This window comes from Aquirufa avitistagni (genome assembly GCF_042715545.1).
Classification (GTDB): Bacteria; Bacteroidota; Bacteroidia; order Cytophagales; family Spirosomataceae; genus Aquirufa; species Aquirufa avitistagni.
In genome coordinates this window covers 1-493 of the sequence record NZ_JBBKXZ010000008.1, presented here as the reverse complement: position 1 = coordinate 493, position 493 = coordinate 1, and the positions used below count along the sequence as shown (strand labels likewise).

Sequence of the window (493 nt, the reverse complement as noted above, 5' to 3'; positions counted from 1 at the left end):
CTGGAACACCTCCTTTCTGGAGACGCTATTTATTTTTGATATATGTTTAAAGCATATGTCAATCGTTTTTATTTCTATCACACGCTTAAAGGAAAGGTTGCTTGAATGAGAGCAGATCCTTTTAAAAAGATTAGAGGTTAGAAGTAAGAGGTAAGAGGAGAAAGTGAGAGGTAAGAAGTTACCAGGAGCCAAAACTGTTTACCCCGGACTAAAAGCGGGCTTGTAGCTCAGGTGGTTAGAGCGCTACACTGATAATGTAGAGGTCCGTGGTTCGAGTCCACGCAGGCCCACAAGAAATGAAGGCATGTGGGATGAGAAGTAAAAGTTAAGAAGTAAGAAGTAAGAGTTAAGAAGTAAGAGTAAAAAAGTAAGCGTTAGGCAAACGAGTTTAACAACAAGAGATTAACAAAGAGAACCCATTAACCTGGGGGATTAGCTCAGCTGGCTAGAGCACCTGCCTTGCACGCAGGGGGTCAACGGTTCGAATCCGTTA

General features: G+C 42.4%; 2 tRNA genes. Both read left to right on the top strand.

The annotated features are described in order from the left end of the window. Positions 1-216 precede the first annotated feature (216 nt). Positions 217-290: transfer RNA gene (locus U0R10_RS11360), tRNA-Ile, on the top strand. 144 nt (positions 291-434) lie between these two features. Then, positions 435-493, top strand: a tRNA-Ala gene (locus tag U0R10_RS11355).